The organism is Streptomyces sp. NPDC005004 (assembly GCF_053600675.1).
This window is the reverse complement of record NZ_JBSGAH010000034.1, coordinates 23,453-38,308: the sequence shown is the minus strand read 5'-3', so window position 1 is coordinate 38,308 and position 14,856 is coordinate 23,453. Positions and strand designations below refer to the sequence as shown.

The following is a 14,856-nucleotide window of genomic DNA, read 5'->3' as shown; positions in this document are numbered from 1 at the left end:
CGACTCTATCAGATCTTTTTCCGATCCGATTTCCTCGGTGCTTTCCAGGTTCTCGCTTTCGCGTTTCCCTTTCCGGCGGTTCCGACTCTATCAGACGCTTTTCGGTGTCCGATTCCCGGTCGGCGGGATTGTCGGGGCTTTTCGGCTCTCGCCGTTCGGCCTTTCGACATTCACTACGTTAGCCGATTCCCTCGCGGACTCATAATCGAGCCCTTGCGGATTCAATTCGGACATGCGGGCACGCCGAATCGACCCCCGCTGAGGGGAAGTCGTAGGTAGTGGGTTTTGCCGCTTCCGTCTACTGGCGATCGCCGTACCCGGGTCAAGCGGCTCGGGCTACATTACGCACCTTCCAAGACCGAGTCAACGTGACCTGCGTCTCGGTACATGGGGGCGATAGGGGCTCACCGTGGGATCGGCGTCCACCCAGTAACGCCAGGGATGGACACCGCCGTCGCCCGAGACGCCCGTCCTCGGACCGTTGCACACCTGGTCTGCGGGGACGGGAGTGCCGGTGAGCAGGTGGAGCGGAGCGGCCTCGGGGCCGCAGACGTCGGTGCCGTCCAGGGAACGGTCGATGTCCATGGCGGTGGCGAGCCGGGCGGGACCCTTGGCCAGTTCCTTGTCGTTGCGGGCGGAGGGCCGGCGCTCGCGGGCCAGCTCGGCGCCTTCCACGATCTCGCCGGCGCGGAGCAGTACCCCGCTCGCCTGTCCCTCGGGGCCGCAGACGAGGTTCATGCAGTGCCACATGCCGTAGGTGAAGTAAACGTAGGCGTGCCCGGGCGGCCCGAACATCACGCCGTTGCGGGCGGTGCGGCCGCGGAAGGCGTGGGAGCCGGGGTCGTTCGGGCCGTCGTACGCCTCCACTTCGGTAAGACGGAGGACGATCGGACCGTCGGGTGTCGTACGGACCAGGAGGCGGCCGAGGAGGTCAGGGGCGACCTCGAGGACGGGACGGTCGAGGAACTCCCGGGGCAGTGGCGTACGGTCCGGTGGCGTGATCATGCCCTCCGAGGGTAGTGCAGCCCCGGTCGCCGTCATGGCGGAACCGGTCGGGGCCGGATCGCGTTTGTACGGGGCGAAGGTCCATTCGTAAGGGGAGAGTAAATGGCGTTCAAGAAGCTGCTCGCGAGCCTGGGGGCCGGGGGCGCCTCGGTGGAGACGGTGCTGACCGAGGTCAACGTGGTGCCCGGTGGTGTCGTGCAGGGCGAGGTCCACATCCAGGGCGGCTCGGTGGACCAGAACATCGAGGGGCTGTCGGTCGGTCTTCAGGCGAAGGTCGAGGTGGAGGGCGGCGACCAGGAGTACAAGCAGGACATCGAGTTCACGCGGGTGCGGCTCGGCGGTGCCTTCGAGCTGAAGGCGGGGGCGGTGCACGCGGTGCCGTTCGGCCTGGAGATCCCGTGGGAGACGCCGGTCACGATGATCGACGGGCAGGAGCTGCGCGGGATGCACATCGGGGTGACCACCGAGCTGCAGATCGCCCGCGCGGTGGACTCCTCGGACCTGGACCCGATCAACGTGCACCCGCTGCCCGCGCAGCAGGCCATCCTGGACGCCTTCATCCAGCTCGGCTTCCGCTTCAAGAACGCGGACATGGAGCGCGGTCACATCCGGGGCACCCGGCAGCGGCTGCCGTTCTACCAGGAGATCGAGTTCTACCCGCCGTCGCAGTACCGGGGCCTGAACCAGGTCGAGATCAGCTTCGTGGCCGACGAGCACGCGATGGACGTCGTCCTGGAGATGGACAAGAAGCCGGGCCTGTTCAGCGAGGGCTCCGACACCTTCCGCTCCTTCCAGGTGGGCCTGCACGACTTCCACGCCACCGACTGGGCGGCGTACCTGAACCAGTGGCTGTCCGAGGTCGGCAGCCGCCGCAACTGGTTCTAGGCTCGGGGGCACTGAACGGAATCGATCAGGAGGTACCGAGGTGACCGAGCTCAAGCGGCGGCCGCTCCCCCATGACTTCCATCCGCCCGTGCCGTCGTTCACGGTGACGAGTGAGGACGTCGAGCCGGGCGGGGTGCTCAAGGGCGCCCAGGTCTACTCCGACGGGAATGTCTCGCCGGAGCTGAGCTGGGAGGGGTTCCCGGCGGAGACGAAGAGCTTCGCCGTGACCTGCTTCGACCCGGACGCGCCGACCGGCAGCGGGTTCTGGCACTGGGTGGTGTTCGACATCCCGGCCTCGGTGACGTCGCTCCCGGCCGGTGCCGGCAGTGGGAAGTTCGACGGGCTGCCCGAGGGCGCGATTCAGGCGCGCAACGACTACGGGACCAAGGACTTCGGCGGGGCCGCCCCGCCGCCCGGGGACGGCCCCCATCGCTACGTGTTCACGGTGTACGCCGTCGACCAGGAGAAACTCGGTCCGGACGCGGACGCCTCGCCGGCCTTCGTCGGCTTCAATCTGCGCTTCCACGCGATCGCGCGCGCCCAGCTCGTCGGGGAGTACGAGATTCCCGCGGAGAGCTGATCCCCGCTTCCGTGTTTGCCCGCCCCTGGTCTTGGAAGTGATCAGGGGCGGGCGCTTTTTATTGCGTTGTCCATCTCGACGCGCCCGTCCAGAGTTGATCCACGTCCGCCGGGGGGTGGGCGGGCACACGGGAGGTGGGCTTGATGCGTGGCACCTTGGTCCTGAACGCGAGCTTCGAACCGCTGTCGACGGTGACGCTGAACCGTGCCGTCGTGCTGGTCCTCCAGGACAAGGCGGTCGTGGAGCAGGCGCACCCCGTGCTGCGGATGCGCGGCGCCGACGTCGACATACCCGCGCCCCGGGTGATCCGGCTGTGCAGATACGTACGGGTGCCGTTCCGAAGACGAGCGCCCTGGTCGAGGCGGGGTGTGCTGGTGCGGGACCGGCACCGGTGCGCGTACTGCGGGCGCTCGGCGAGCACGGTGGACCACGTGGTGCCGCGGGCGCAGGGTGGTGGGGACACCTGGCTGAACACGGTGGCCTCCTGCGCGGAGGACAATCACCGCAAGGCGGACCGGACTCCGGAGCAGGCGGGGATGCCGTTGCTGTGGGAGCCGTTCGAGCCGACGCCGGCGGACGCGATGCTGCTCGCGCTGGGGAACGAGGACTTCGACGCGCTGCCGGACTGGCTGGCGCTGCGGGCCGCGTAGGCCTTGAGATGGGAAACAGCAGGGCCCGCCTTCTTCGGAGGAAGGCGGGCCCCGCCGCGTACGGCGTCGTGCGGGCGGGGGTCAGTCGATGGACGGACGCTCGCGGCGGTCGGTGCCGGTGCCCTTGTTCTGCTGGGGGACGGAGCCGCCGCCACCGGCGCTGCCGCCGCCCCCGCCGAAGTTGCCGAAGTTGCCCATGGCGCCGGAGAGGCCCTTGAGGGCGTCGCCGATCTCGCTGGGGACGATCCAGAGCTTGTTGGCGTCGCCCTCGGCGATCTTCGGGAGCATCTGGAGGTACTGGTAGGAGAGCAGCTTCTGGTCGGGGTCGCCGGCGTGGATGGCCTCGAAGACCGTGCGCACCGCCTGGGCCTCGCCCTCGGCGCGCAGGGCGGCGGCCTTGGCCTCGCCCTCGGCGCGCAGGATCTGGGACTGCTTCTCGCCCTCGGCGGTGAGGATCGCGGCCTGGCGCGTGCCTTCCGCGGTAAGGATCGCGGCGCGCTTGTCGCGGTCGGCGCGCATCTGCTTCTCCATCGAGTCCTGGATGGAGGTGGGCGGCTCGATGGCCTTCAGCTCGACGCGGTTGACGCGGATGCCCCACTTGCCGGTGGCCTCGTCGAGGACGCCGCGCAGGGCCGCGTTGATCTCCTCGCGGGAGGTGAGGGTCCGCTCCAGGTCCATGCCGCCGATGATGTTGCGCAGCGTGGTGACGGTGAGCTGCTCGATCGCCTGGATGTAGCTGGCGACCTCGTAGGTGGCGGCCCGGGCGTCGGTCACCTGGTAGTAGATGACGGTGTCGATGTTGACGACCAGGTTGTCCTGGGTGATCACCGGCTGGGGCGGGAAGGGCACGACCTGCTCGCGGAGGTCGATGCGGTTGCGGATGGTGTCGATGAACGGGACCACGATGTTCAGGCCCGCGTTCAGGGTCCGCGTGTAGCGGCCGAAGCGCTCGACGATGGCGGCGCTGGCCTGTGGGATGACCTGGATGGTCTTGATCAGGGCGATGAAGACCAACACCACCAGAATGATCAGAACGATGATGACCGGTTCCATCGTGTTCCCCGTACCCCTCTCCGCCTGGACGTGCTCGGCAGATCTCTTGTGTTGTCGAAGATCTTGCTGGTCGAGTCTGTCAGACCGCTGCCCAACTCGGGGGCAGATGAATCAGATGACGAGCGCGGTGGCCCCCTCGATGTCCACGACGTCGACCTCCTGACCGATCTCGTAGGCGCGCGAGGCGTCGAGGGCGCGGGCCGACCAGATCTCCCCGGCGAGCTTGACGCGACCGCCGGAGGCGTCGACCCGTTCCAGGACGACGGCCTGTTTGCCCTTCAGCGCGTCGACGCCGGTGGCCAGTTGGGGGCGCTGCCGGTCGTGGCGCAGGGCGATGGGGCGGACGACGGCGATGAGGGCGACGGAGACGACCACGAAGGTGAGCACCTGGATCACCACGCCGAAGCCGAGCCCCGCGACGACGGCGGCGGCCACGGCTCCCACCGCGAACATGCCGAATTCGGGCATCGCGGTGATCACGAGGGGGATTCCGAGCGCCCCTGCGCCGACGAGCCACCACACCCATGCGCCGATGTCGTCCACGGATTCATCGTAGGGCCGTGGGGCGGGCCGCCGACAGGGTGCGGACGGGGGCCGCCCGGATCAGGAGCGGCTCGGGAACGGATCAGGACAGGGGCAGGCCGCGCGCGGTCCAGCGGTCCCCGACCTGCTCGACGACGAGCGGGAGGCCGAAGCACAGCGAGAGGTTGCGGGAGGTCAGTTCCAGCTCGATCGGGCCCGCGGTGAGGACCTTGCCCTGGCGGATCATGAGGACGTGGGTGAAGCCCGGGGCGATCTCCTCGACATGGTGGGTGACCATGATCATGGAGGGCGCGATGGGGTCGCGGGCCAGCCGGCCGAGGCGGCGGACCAGGTCCTCGCGGCCACCGAGGTCGAGTCCGGCGGCGGGCTCGTCCAGGAGCAGCAGCTCGGGGTCGGTCATCAGGGCGCGGGCGATCAGGGTGCGCTTGCGCTCGCCCTCGGAGAGGGTGCCGAAGCGGCGGTCGAGGAAGTCGCTCATGCCGAGGCGGTCGAGGAAGGCGCGGGCGCGCTGCTCGTCGACGTCCTCGTACTCCTCGTGCCAGCCGGCGGTCATGCCGTAGGCGGCGGTGAGGACGGTCTGCAGGACGGTCTGGCTCTTGGAGATCTTCTCGGCCATGGCGATGCCCGCCACGCCGATGCGGGGGCGCAGCTCGAAGACGTCGACCTTGCCGAGGGTCTCGCCGAGGATGGTGCTGGTGCCCTTGGTGGGGAAGAGGTAGCTGGACGCGACGTTGAGGAGGGTGGTCTTGCCCGCGCCGTTGGGGCCGAGGATGACCCAGCGCTCGCCCTCCTTGACCGACCAGTTGACCTGGTCCACCAGAGCCCGGCCCTCACGGACCACGGATACGTCCTGAAGCTCCAGAACATCGCTCATGAGCGCGTTGTCTCCCCTTGCGTTGTGGCCGGTCTCGGCTGTCGCGTACGCCTGTGGCTCGGGCCGCCACGCCAATGGGCGCAGCCCATATGAAATCTACGCCACGAGTGTGGTGCTCCATTCCATCGGTCCGGTCCTTAGGGTGGGGGGATGCTCACGGAACCGCGTTCAGGACGCCTCGCCGCTTGGGGAAATGCCCTTTTGGCCGGACTTGTCTCCCCGGATGACGCCGTACTCGCCGTCGTGGGCGGGGACGCGGTGCACCGGGTCGAGGGATTGCCGGGCGAGGAGGGCGTGGTCGGTCTCACGCTGGCGCTGGGTCGGCTGCGAGGGCTCGGGGTGACGGGGTTCCGGGTGGCGCTGCCCGCGCCGGGGCATCCGCTGGGGCTGAGCGGTCCGCCGGAGTTCAACGCGCGGGCGCTGGAGGCCGAGGAGGCGGTGGTCTGTTCCGGGGCGGCCTTCGGTCTGGTTCCGGAGGTGTCCGAGGCGGGGCCCGAGGGTGACGTGCACACCGAGGTGATCTGGCAGGTGCTGCCGGTGCGGGAGGCGCCGCCCGCCGACGTGCCCTCGCTGGGCGAGGCGGAGCGGGAGCTGGCCGAGGCGCTGCGCGAGGCGACGGAGGTGCTGACGCGGCTGGACGTGGCTGCGTCGGGTCCGGTGGCCGAGGCGGCGATCGACGCGTACCGGGCGCGGGCGGAGGCGCCGCGCCGTGCGGGGGTGCGGGTGACGGGCGGCCACGGGTACGAGGTGCTGTCGCCGGGGTATCCGCCGCGCGCGGTGCGGGTCCTGGAGCTGGCGGAGCGGATCGGGCTGCTGGTGTCCCTGGCGTACGGGGGCGGGCACGGGGGTGCGGTGAGCGCCTCGGAGATGGCGGCACGGTCGGCCGCGCTGCGCCCTGTGGAGCGGACGGCGCGGCGGGCGCGGGTGGCGGCGTACAACTCGGTGGTGGAGGAGCGGGCGCGCTGAGCCGCCCGGATTCGGGACGGACGCAGGGCCCCCGGTGGGGGTGCCGGGGGCCCTGCGGGTCTGTGGGGGCGCGTCAGCCGTTGATGCCCGTGTTGCCGAAGGCCGGGTTCAGCAGGCCGATGACGTCGACGGTGTTGCCGACGACGTTCACCGGGACGTGCACCGGCGCCTGGATGACGTTGCCGGAGACGACGCCCGGCGAGCCCGTGGCCGCGCCGGCGGCGCCGCTGCTGGCGGAGGCCATGCCCGCGCCCGCCGCGATCAGTCCGCCGGTCACCATCGTCACGGCCGCGACCTTCTTCAGGTTCTTCATGTCCAACCCCTCCTTGGCATTCGCCGCGGCGGTTCGCCGCGGCACGCACTGGAGAACGGCGGGGGCGGGACGAGGTTGCGCCGTACGGGTGACATTCCCACGACGGTATGAATCTCGGATCGGACGGTGACCTTTCGGATCGCCGTTCGTAGGGCGGGAATTGACGGCGTCTCAGCCGGTCACACCGTGACGTACCGCCCACAGTGCGGCCTGGGTGCGGTCGGCCAGGTCGAGTTTCATCAGGATGTTGGAGACGTGCGTCTTGACGGTCTTCTCGGACAGGACGAGGGCGCGGGCGATCTCGCGGTTGGAGCGTCCGTCGGCTATCAGACCGAGCACCTCGCGCTCCCGTTCGGTGAGTGAACCGCCCCTGCCCTGGCCGGGGTTGGTCTCTTCCTGGGAGAGCAGCGCGTCGGCGACCTCGGCCTGGAGCAGGACGTGTCCGGCATGTACGGAGCGGATGGCGGCGGCGAGGGCGTCGGGGTCCACGTCCTTGTAGACGTACCCGGCGGCGCCCGCGCGCAGGGCGGGGACGACCGTACGCCGCTCGGTGAAGCTGGTGACGATCAACACCCGCGCGGGGTTCGCGAGTTCGCGGAGCCGGCGCAGCGCCTCGATGCCGTCGGTGCCCGGCATCTTGACGTCCATGAGGACGATCTCGGGGCGCAACTCCTCGGCCAGGGCGACACCTTCGGCGCCGTCGGCCGCCTCCCCGACGACCTCGATGTCGTCCTGCACCTCCAGGAAGGTGCGCAGGCCCCGGCGGACGACCTGGTGGTCGTCGACGAGAAGCACTTTGATCGGGTCAGCCACCGGGCACCTCCATCTCGATCGCGGTGCCCTTGCCGGGCGCCGATTCCACGGTCAGCGTGCCGCCGACCCCGCTCGCGCGGTCCCGCATGGAGACGAGGCCCAGATGGCGTCCGGCGCGACGGACTGCCGTGGGGTCGAAGCCCTCGCCGTCGTCGGTGACGCGCAGGACGGCGCCGTGACCGTGCCGGGTCACGCTCACCTCGACATGGGCGGCGCCGGAGTGGCGCAGGGCGTTGTGCAGGGCCTCCTGGGCGACCCGGAGCAGGGCTTCCTCCTGCGCGGCGGGCAGGGCGCGGATGCCGTGGCCCGTGAAGGTGACGCGGGCGCTGTGGGCGCGGTCGAGGACCTGGACCTGGGTGCGGAGGGTGGCGACGAGGCCGTCCTCGTCCAGCGCGGCGGGGCGCAACTCGACTACGGCCGCGCGCAGTTCGTCGGCCGCTTCGGCGGCGAGGGCGGCGACCTGGTGCAGCTCCTCCTTGGCGCGGGCGGGGTCGCGGTCCACGAGGGCGGTGGCGGCCTGGGCGGTCAGACGGAGCGAGAAGAGCTTCTGGCTGACGGCGTCGTGGAGTTCGTGGGCGAGGCGGGAGCGTTCCTCGGCGATGGTCAACTCACGGCTGCGTTCGTGGAGGCGGGCGTTGGTGAGGGCGATGGCGGCGTGCTGGGCGAGGATGCGGAGCAGTTCCTCGTCCTCGGCGGTGAAGCCGCAACTTCCCTCCGGCTTCTGGCAGTTCTTGTTGGCGAGGAAGAGGGCGCCGATGACCTCGTCGCCGTCGCGGATGGGCAGGCCGAGGAAGTCGGCCAGTTCGGGGTGGGCGTCGGGCCAGCCCTCGAACCGGGGGTCCTGCCGTACGTCCGCCAGCCGCTCGGGGCGGGCCTCCCGGAGCATCGCCGCGAGCACGCCGTGCTGGCGGGGCAGCGGGCCGATCGCCTTCCACTGCTCGTCGCTCACCCCGTCCACGACGAACTGGGCGAATCCGCCGTGGTCGTCGGGGACGCCGAGGGCGGCGTACTGGGCGTCCAGCAGCTCACGTGCGGAGGCCACGATCGTCTTGAGGACGTCGCGCACCTCCAGGTGTCTGCTCATGGCCAGCAGCGCGGAACTCACCGCGGCGAGGCCGGACCGGGGGCCGTAGCTCATGTCCTCACGGTACCGGCGGGCTGCGCCGGGGCGGATCGGCCGGGTGACCCGCCGTCCGGGTCGCTGGACGTAGGGCCTGGGGCGTAGGGCGCCGGGCCCGGGGTCCGGGTCGGGCCCCGGACGTACGGCGAAGGGACCGCGCGGGTCGGGGCCGCAGGCCGAGGTGGGCGGGGGCGGGCCGTTCCTAGGTTGAGGTCACCGCCCGCGGGGGCGGTCGAGGGTGAGCCGAGGGGATGACGAGGATGGCTGTCGCGATCATCACGGGGGCGTCGAAGGGGCTGGGCCGGGCGCTGGCGGAGGCGCTGGCCGCGCGGGGCTGGGATCTGGTGCTGGACGCGCGGGGCGAGGGGGCGCTGAAGGAGGCCGCCGGGTCGGTCGCCGGGCACGGCGCGCGGGTGGTGGCACTCGCCGGGGATGTCACGGACGCCGGGCACCGGGCCGCGCTGGTGGCGGCGGCGCGCGGGCTGGGCGGTCCGGACCTGCTGGTGAGCAACGCGAGCGCGTTGGGCGCCGAGCCGCTGGTGGGGCTGGCCGAGCTGCCGCTGGACGGGCTGCGGCGGGCGCTGGAGGTGAACACGGTCGCCGCGCTGGGCCTGGTGCGGGAGTCGCTGCCCGCGCTGCGCGCGTCGCGGGCGGGCGCCGTGATCACGGTCAGCTCGGACGCGGCGGTGGAGGCATACCCCACCTGGGGCGGCTACGGCGCCTCGAAGGCCGCCCTCGACCATCTCGCGGCGGTGCTCGCCGAGGAGGAGCCGGGGCTGCGGGTGTGGGCGGTGGACCCGGGCGACATGGCGACCGAGCTGTACGCGGCTGCCGTACCCCTGGACGACGCTCCGCGGCCCGCGCCCGAGAGCGTGGTGCCCGCCTTCCTGCGGCTGCTGGAGGAGCGGCCGGCGAGCGGGCGGTACACCGCCGGTGCGCTGCTGGAGCGGCGATGAGGCCGGCCGTGTCCCTCTCCCCTATGTACGCGTGGAAGGTGCCCCGGGAGCTGTCGGCACGGGTGCCGGCCGAGCAGCGGGGCCCCGGGCGCGGCCGGGATTCCGTACGGCTGCTGCTCTCGCGCGGTTCGGAGGTGACGCACCACGCTTTCCGGGAGCTGCCCCGGCTGCTGCGGGCCGGTGACGTGCTGGTGGTGAACACCTCGGCCACGCTGGCCGCGGCGGTGGACGGGCGGACCGGGTCCGGGCCGGTGGTGGTGCACTTCTCGACCCGGGGTGACGACGGGCGGTGGGCCGTCGAGCTGCGGGAGCCGGACGGGCGGGGCACCACGCGCGTGCGGGCGGGCGGGCCCGCGCGGACAGAGGTGCGGCTGCCGGGCGGAACACTGCTCGTCCTGGAGGAGCCGCTGGCCCGGGACGGGGAAGGGGACGGCGGGCGGCTGTGGTGGGCGCGGGTGTCGGGGGCGCCGGTGCCCCGGGTGCTGGGCGAGCACGGGCGTCCCATCCGCTACTCCTATACAACGCGGGACCAGCCGCTCGCGGCGTACCAGACGGTGTTCGCGCTGCCGTCGGCCGACGGGGCGGGCAGTGCGGAGATGCCGAGCGCGGCGCGGCCGTTCACGGCGGGCGCGGTGGCGGAGCTGGTGAGCCGGGGGGTGTGGCTGGCGCCGGTGACGCTGCACACCGGGGTGGCGTCGGCGGAGGCGCACGAACCGCCGTATCCGGAGCGGTTCGCGGTGCCGGAGGCGTCGGCGCGGCTGATCGGGGCGGCGCGGGCCGGCGGCGGGCGGGTGATCGCGGTGGGGACGACGGCGGTGCGGGCCGTGGAGTCGGCCGCCGGGTCCGACGGAGAGGTGCGGGCGGCCGGGGGCTGGACGGATCTGGTGGTCACGCCGGAGCGCGGGGTGCGGGTGGTGGACGGGCTGCTGACCGGGCTGCACGAGCCGGAGGCCTCGCATCTGCTGATGCTCCGGGCCGTGGCGGGGCGGGCGGCGGTGGACCGGGCGTACGCCGAGGCGGTGCGCGAGCGGTACCTCTGGCACGAGTTCGGGGACGTGCACCTCCTCCTTCCCGACTGACACTCACAAACGAGTGCTTACGCAAAGCACCTCACCGGCGACGCCGAGTGAGAAGGGGTCGTTACCGGTGTGAGCCCTCGCATAGGGCGCACATCACGTACGAACGGACATAGGAGACAAGGTATCCCACGGTGAACGGGACAGATGCTCCAATCTGTCCCGATTTGCCCTTACCTGATCCACTATCCAGGGTCGTACATCACATCGTTGCCATGGCATTTTGCGGCCGCTAAGAATTGCTCTCGTCGCTCAGCGCCGCGGGTTCCCCCGCGGCGTTCGTGCGGGAGGAGCCGATTCCTCCGGCGGACGCAGGAGCGACCTCCGCGCTTACTCGAAGAGGTCCATCAGCCATGCCCCAGAACGTTTTCGACACCGATCGTCTCAGTCGTTCCATGAACAAGCTCGGCGCCTTCGCCTCGGCCAAGGTGAGCAAGTTCAACGCGCTCGACAAGCAGCGCAAGATCGCCGTCGCCGGCGTGAGCACCCTGGGTGCCGCCGCCATCGCCTTCGCCGCCGTCCCCGGTGGCAGCACGGCCGTCGCCACCGGCGTCCCGGCCGCGCACACCCAGGTCGCCGCCGAGCACTCCCGGGTCCAGGACCTGAAGAGCACGTTCACCGACCCGGCCGCCGACCAGCAGGTCAAGCTCGACGCGATCGCCGCCAAGGCGAAGGCCGAGGCCGACACCGCCGCCAAGAAGCGCTCCGCCGACGCCGCCGCGAAGAAGAAGGCCGCCGCCGACGCCGCCCGCAAGGCCGCCGCCGCCCGTTCCGCGAAGAAGGCCGCGAGCCGCTCCGCCGAGCGCCCGCAGATGGAGACCGTCGCCGCGCGCACCTACGCGAACAACCTCGACGGGTGGATCCGCCACTCGCTCGACATCATGCACTCCAAGGGCATCCCGGGCAGCTACAGCGGCCTGCACCGCAACATCATGCGTGAGTCCTCCGGCAACCCGCGTGCCATCAACAACTGGGACATCAACGCGATCAACGGCATCCCCTCCAAGGGTCTGCTCCAGGTGATCCCGCCGACGTTCAACACGTACCACGTGTCCGGTACCTCGTGGAACATCTACGACCCGGTCGCCAACATCACCGCCGCCGCCAACTACGCGGCGCACCGGTACGGCACGATCGACAACGTCAACAGCGCGTACTGAGGCCGGCGCGGACCTCTGAGACACGCCGAAGGGCGGCACCCCTACGCCGGGGGATGCCGCCCTTCTCGCAGCTCACGGGGCCGCTACTTGCGCATGACCTCGGGCTCGTGCCGCCGCAGGAAACGCGAGACGAGGAAGCCGCACAGCACGCCGAGCACGATCAGCGCCACCATGTCCAGCGTCCAGGCCCCCGCCGTGTGGTTCCACAGCGGATCCGTGCTGGTCGGGTCGTCGGTGTTGGGCGCGATGTTGTTGAAGTCCAGCGTGGCGCCCGCGGCCGCCACCGCCCAGCGCGAGGGCATCAGGTACGAGAACTCGTTCACCCCCGGGGTGCCGTGCAGGGCGAAGAGGCAGCCGGTGAACACGACCTGGACGATCGCGAACATCACCAGCAACGGCATGGTCTTCTCAGAGGTCTTCACCAGCGAGGAAATGACCAGGCCGAACATCATCGACGTGAAGCCGAGCGCCATCACCGGCAGACACAACTCGAGCAGCGTCGAGCCGCCGAGCACCACTCCGCGCTCGGGGATCTCCCGGCTGGAGAAGCCGATCAGGCCGACCATCAGGCCCTGGAGCATCGTGACCGCGCCGAGCACGACCACCTTGGACATCAGATAGGCCGAGCGGGACAGACCGGTCGCGCGCTCACGCTCGTAGATCACCCGCTCCTTGATCAGCTCACGGACCGAGTTCGCCGCGCCCGCGAAGCAGGCGCCCACCGCGAGGATCAGCAGCACGGTCGTCGCCGTGCCGTTCGGAACGTGGATGCCCTCCTTGTTGACCGGGTTGACCAGCAGACCCTTGCCGTGGTCGATCAACAGGCTGACCGCGCCGAGCACGGCGGGCAACAGCACCGTCAGGGCCAGGAAGCCCTTGTCGGAGACGATGACCGCGACGTACCGCCGCACCAACGTCAGCAACTGCGAGCCCCAGCTCTGCGGCTTGGCCGGCTTGGCCGCCTTTGACTTCGGCACCGCTACGGACTGCGGGGCCACCGCGTCGATGTCGGCGGCGTACATCTGGTAGTGCTGCGAGCCCTTCCAGCGGCCCGCCCAGTCGTAGTCGCGGTAGTTCTCGAAGGCGGAGAAGACGTCGGCCCAGCTTTCGTAGCCGAAGAAGTTCAGCGCCTCCTCCGGCGGGCCGAAGTAGGCGACCGCGCCGCCCGGCGCCATCACCAGGAGCTTGTCGCACAGCGCCAGCTCGGCCACCGAGTGCGTGACGACCAGGACGGTGCGGCCGTCGTCCGCGAGGCCGCGCAGCAACTGCATGACGTCGCGGTCCATGCCCGGGTCCAGGCCCGAGGTCGGCTCGTCCAGGAAGATCAGCGACGGCTTGGTCAGCAGCTCCAGGGCCACCGAGACGCGCTTGCGCTGGCCGCCGGACAGGGAGGTGACCTTCTTGTCCTTGTGCACGTCCAGCTTCAGCTCGCGCAGCACCTCGTCGATGCGGGAGTCGCGCTCGGCGGGCGTGGTGTCGGCCGGGAAGCGGAGCTTGGCCGCGTACTTCAGGGCCTTCCGGACGGTCAGCTCCTTGTGCAGGATGTCGTCCTGCGGGACCAGGCCGATGCGCTGGCGCAGCTCGGCGAACTGCTTGTAGAGGTTACGGCTGTCGTACAGCACCTCGCCCTCGTTGGCGGGCCGGTAGCCGGTCAGCGCCTTGAGCAGCGTGGACTTGCCGGAGCCCGACGGGCCGATGACCGCGATCAGCGACTTCTCCGGGGCGCCGAAGGACACGTCCTTCAGGATCTGCTTGCCGCCGTCGACCGTCACGGTGAGGTGGCGGGCCGAGAAGGAGACCTCACCGGTGTCGACGAACTCCTCGAGGCGGTCGCCGACGATCCGGAACGTGGAGTGACCGACACCGACGATGTCGTCCGGGCCGAGCAGCGCGGTGCCACCCTTGCCGATCGGCTGGCCGTTGACGTACGTGCCGTTGTGCGAGCCGAGGTCGCGGATCTCGAAGCGGCCCTCGGGCGTCGTCTGGAACTCGGCGTGGTGCCGGGAGACCTGGAGGTCGGAGACGACCAGGTCGTTGTCCAGCGAGCGGCCGATGCGCATGACACGGCCGAGCGCGAACTGGTGGAACGTGGTGGGGCTGCGGTCGCCGTAGACCGGCTCGGCGGGGGTCTTGTCGACGGACGCCGACGCCGGGTCGGGGGCGTGGTGCTGCTGGTGCGGGATCTGGCCGGACGGGTGGACGGGCTGGTGGGTCCCCTGCCAGTCCGTCTCGGCGCCGGGCTGGGGCTGCGGGGCCTGCTGTGGGCCCTGACCCCAGGCGCCCGCGCCCTGTGCGGCGTACGGTGCTCCCTGCTGCACCTGTGGCACCGCCTGCGTCGGCAGCGCATGGTGGGCCTGATGGGCCTGGTGCGGCTGCTGTCCCCCCGAGAGGTTCACCCGCGGGCCGTCGGTCGCGTTGCCGAGGTGCACCGCCGAACCGGCTCCGAGCTGCGCCTGGCTGATCCGACGGCCCTGTACGAACGTGCCGTTGGTGCTGCCGTGGTCCTCGATGACCCAGCCCTGGCCGTCGAAACGGACCGTGGCGTGCCGCCAGGAGACCCTGGCGTCGTCGAAGACGATGTCGCCCCGCGGATCACGTCCGAGGGCGTAGGACCTGGACGGATCGAGCGTCCAGGTCCGTCCGTTTGATTCCAGTACGAGTTCCGGCACTCCATGCCCCACTGAGTTGTCCCCCGAATTACCCCCGACACAGGGAGTTTAGGGATGTCGAACATCGTGGGGAACTATTCCAGGCGGAGGGCTGTCGTCCCAATCCGACCGGGTCGGCTCGCGCCGTTGACGGGGTGGAAAACGGGTCGGAAAGTGGTAATCCCGACCGGGTGCCTCCGGCGGATCGGGGGTC

Annotated in this window: 15 protein-coding genes; 7 read left to right on the top strand and 8 right to left on the bottom strand. The window is 70.8% G+C overall.

Features of this window, described 5'->3' with window-relative positions; translation table 11 throughout:
- Nucleotides 1–363 precede the first annotated feature (363 nt).
- A complete protein-coding gene (locus ACWEEU_RS29685; protein WP_451736587.1) occupies nucleotides 364–1,005 on the bottom strand; it encodes a DNA-3-methyladenine glycosylase in 642 nt (213 codons plus the stop codon).
- A 102-nt stretch (nucleotides 1,006–1,107) separates the two neighbouring features.
- On the opposite strand from ACWEEU_RS29685, the gene ACWEEU_RS29680 reads away from it, so the two are divergent.
- From ACWEEU_RS29680 to ACWEEU_RS29670, 3 genes are all read left to right on the top strand, one after another.
- On the top strand, nucleotides 1,108–1,890 hold the full coding sequence (locus ACWEEU_RS29680; RefSeq protein ID WP_385751476.1) for a sporulation protein: 783 nt from the start codon (nucleotides 1,108–1,110) through the stop codon (nucleotides 1,888–1,890).
- Between the two features lie 40 nt (nucleotides 1,891–1,930).
- Entirely contained in the window at nucleotides 1,931–2,470 is a 540-nt protein-coding gene (locus tag ACWEEU_RS29675) for a YbhB/YbcL family Raf kinase inhibitor-like protein (RefSeq protein ID WP_451736584.1), read from the top strand.
- A gap of 143 nt (nucleotides 2,471–2,613) precedes the next feature.
- The gene (locus ACWEEU_RS29670; RefSeq protein WP_385751481.1) at nucleotides 2,614–3,120 is read left to right on the top strand and encodes an HNH endonuclease; all 507 of its coding nucleotides are present in this window, start codon (nucleotides 2,614–2,616) and stop codon (nucleotides 3,118–3,120) included.
- Between the two features lie 81 nt (nucleotides 3,121–3,201).
- Here ACWEEU_RS29670 and ACWEEU_RS29665 read toward each other — a convergent pair whose 3' ends face one another.
- The 3 genes from ACWEEU_RS29665 to ACWEEU_RS29655 all read right to left on the bottom strand — a co-directional run bounded on the left by ACWEEU_RS29665 (nucleotide 3,202) and on the right by ACWEEU_RS29655 (nucleotide 5,590).
- The gene (locus ACWEEU_RS29665; protein ID WP_451736581.1) at nucleotides 3,202–4,173 is read right to left on the bottom strand and encodes an SPFH domain-containing protein; all 972 of its coding nucleotides are present in this window, start codon (nucleotides 4,171–4,173) and stop codon (nucleotides 3,202–3,204) included.
- Between the two features lie 111 nt (nucleotides 4,174–4,284).
- A complete protein-coding gene (locus ACWEEU_RS29660; RefSeq protein WP_451736578.1) occupies nucleotides 4,285–4,716 on the bottom strand; it encodes an NfeD family protein in 432 nt (143 codons plus the stop codon).
- A gap of 82 nt (nucleotides 4,717–4,798) precedes the next feature.
- Entirely contained in the window at nucleotides 4,799–5,590 is a 792-nt protein-coding gene (locus tag ACWEEU_RS29655; protein ID WP_356098360.1) for an ABC transporter ATP-binding protein, read from the bottom strand.
- A gap of 150 nt (nucleotides 5,591–5,740) precedes the next feature.
- Here ACWEEU_RS29655 and ACWEEU_RS29650 point away from each other — a divergent pair, with 150 nt between their 5' ends.
- Nucleotides 5,741–6,556, top strand: coding sequence for a hypothetical protein (locus ACWEEU_RS29650; RefSeq protein ID WP_451736575.1), 816 nt, complete (start codon nucleotides 5,741–5,743; stop codon nucleotides 6,554–6,556).
- A 73-nt stretch (nucleotides 6,557–6,629) separates the two neighbouring features.
- On the opposite strand, the gene ACWEEU_RS29645 is transcribed toward ACWEEU_RS29650, so the two are convergent.
- The 3 genes from ACWEEU_RS29645 to ACWEEU_RS29635 form a co-directional block, all read right to left on the bottom strand.
- Nucleotides 6,630–6,869: a chaplin gene (locus tag ACWEEU_RS29645; RefSeq protein WP_199586644.1), complete on the bottom strand. Its 240-nt coding sequence runs from the start codon at nucleotides 6,867–6,869 to the stop codon at nucleotides 6,630–6,632.
- 171 nt (nucleotides 6,870–7,040) lie between these two features.
- Nucleotides 7,041–7,682, bottom strand: coding sequence for a response regulator (locus tag ACWEEU_RS29640; RefSeq protein WP_385750522.1), 642 nt, complete (start codon nucleotides 7,680–7,682; stop codon nucleotides 7,041–7,043).
- Entirely contained in the window at nucleotides 7,675–8,820 is a 1,146-nt protein-coding gene (locus ACWEEU_RS29635) for a GAF domain-containing sensor histidine kinase (protein ID WP_385750525.1), read from the bottom strand. The genes ACWEEU_RS29640 and ACWEEU_RS29635 overlap by 8 nt, the downstream gene beginning before the upstream one ends.
- Before the next feature lie 242 nt (nucleotides 8,821–9,062).
- On the opposite strand from ACWEEU_RS29635, the gene ACWEEU_RS29630 reads away from it, so the two are divergent.
- From ACWEEU_RS29630 to ACWEEU_RS29620, 3 genes are all read left to right on the top strand, one after another.
- Complete coding sequence (locus ACWEEU_RS29630) at nucleotides 9,063–9,758, top strand: SDR family NAD(P)-dependent oxidoreductase (RefSeq protein ID WP_451736571.1); 696 nt, start codon at nucleotides 9,063–9,065, stop codon at nucleotides 9,756–9,758.
- Nucleotides 9,755–10,837, top strand: a complete 1,083-nt coding sequence (locus ACWEEU_RS29625; RefSeq protein WP_451736568.1) for an S-adenosylmethionine:tRNA ribosyltransferase-isomerase — start codon at nucleotides 9,755–9,757, stop codon at nucleotides 10,835–10,837. Before ACWEEU_RS29630 ends, ACWEEU_RS29625 begins: the two co-directional genes overlap by 4 nt.
- 392 nt (nucleotides 10,838–11,229) lie before the next feature.
- Nucleotides 11,230–11,994 (top strand): transglycosylase SLT domain-containing protein, encoded by a 765-nt coding sequence (locus tag ACWEEU_RS29620; protein ID WP_385750539.1) that lies wholly within the window; start codon nucleotides 11,230–11,232, stop codon nucleotides 11,992–11,994.
- 83 nt (nucleotides 11,995–12,077) lie between these two features.
- Here ACWEEU_RS29620 and ACWEEU_RS29615 read toward each other — a convergent pair whose 3' ends face one another.
- On the bottom strand, nucleotides 12,078–14,663 hold the full coding sequence (locus ACWEEU_RS29615; RefSeq protein ID WP_451736565.1) for an FHA domain-containing protein: 2,586 nt from the start codon (nucleotides 14,661–14,663) through the stop codon (nucleotides 12,078–12,080).
- Nucleotides 14,664–14,856 lie beyond the last annotated feature (193 nt).